The organism is Daeguia caeni (genome assembly GCF_042653845.1).
In the GTDB taxonomy this organism is placed as follows: domain Bacteria; phylum Pseudomonadota; class Alphaproteobacteria; order Rhizobiales; family Rhizobiaceae; genus Brucella; species Brucella caeni.
In genome coordinates this window covers 1-1,165 of record NZ_JBHSEL010000066.1, presented here as the reverse complement: position 1 = coordinate 1,165, position 1,165 = coordinate 1, and the positions used below count along the sequence as shown (strand labels likewise).

Sequence of the window (1,165 nt, the reverse complement as noted above, 5' to 3'; positions counted from 1 at the left end):
ATTACTCGATGATCGATGCTACGATACCGGCGCCGACGGTGCGGCCACCTTCACGGATAGCGAAGCGCAGCTTCTCTTCCATGGCGATCGGAACGATCAGCGTGACATCGAGCGTGACGTTATCGCCAGGCATGACCATTTCCGTGCCTTCCGGCAGCGTAACGATACCGGTCACGTCAGTCGTACGGAAGTAAAACTGCGGACGGTAGTTCGTGAAGAACGGCGTATGACGGCCACCTTCATCCTTCGTCAGAATATAGGCTTCTGCCTTGAACTTGGTGTGCGGCTTGACCGAACCCGGCTTGCAGAGAACCTGACCGCGTTCAACATCTTCACGACCTACACCGCGCAGAAGTGCACCGATGTTGTCGCCAGCCTGACCCTGATCGAGCAGCTTGCGGAACATTTCAACGCCGGTAACCGTCGTCTTCTGCGTCGGACGAATACCAACGATTTCAACTTCCTCACCAACCTTGATGACACCGCGCTCAACACGACCCGTAACAACCGTACCACGGCCCGAGATCGAGAAGACGTCTTCGATCGGCATCAGGAAAGCCTGATCAATCGGACGTTCCGGGGTCGGAATGTAGGTGTCAACCGCATTCATCAGGTTGCGGATGGCATCTTCACCAAGTTCCTTCGAGCTGTCTTCCAGAGCAGCAAGAGCCGAACCCTTGATGATCGGAATTTCGTCGCCAGGGAATTCATACTTCGACAGAAGTTCACGAACTTCGAGCTCAACCAGTTCGAGGAGCTCAGGATCGTCAACCTGGTCGCACTTGTTCAGGAATACAACGATTGCCGGAACGCCAACCTGACGTGCAAGCAGGATGTGCTCGCGGGTCTGCGGCATCGGGCCGTCAGCTGCCGAAACAACCAGAATCGCGCCGTCCATCTGAGCGGCACCGGTGATCATGTTCTTGACATAGTCAGCGTGGCCAGGGCAGTCGACGTGTGCGTAGTGACGGGTTTCGGTTTCGTATTCAACGTGTGCCGTCGAAATCGTGATACCGCGTGCGCGTTCTTCAGGTGCAGCGTCGATCTGATCATACGCCTTGAACTCACCAAAGAACTTCGTGATCGCTGCGGTCAGCGAGGTCTTGCCATGGTCAACGTGGCCAATCGTGCCAATGTTGACGTGGGGTTTGGTACGTTCAAACTT

Annotated in this window: 1 protein-coding gene; it reads right to left on the bottom strand. The window is 55.5% G+C overall.

Features of this window, described 5'->3' with window-relative positions; translation table 11 throughout:
* Window position 1: 1 nt before the first annotated feature.
* A partial coding sequence (gene tuf, locus ACFO1V_RS09405; RefSeq protein WP_380075085.1) for an elongation factor Tu occupies window positions 2–1,165 on the bottom strand: 1,164 nt, incomplete at its 5' end.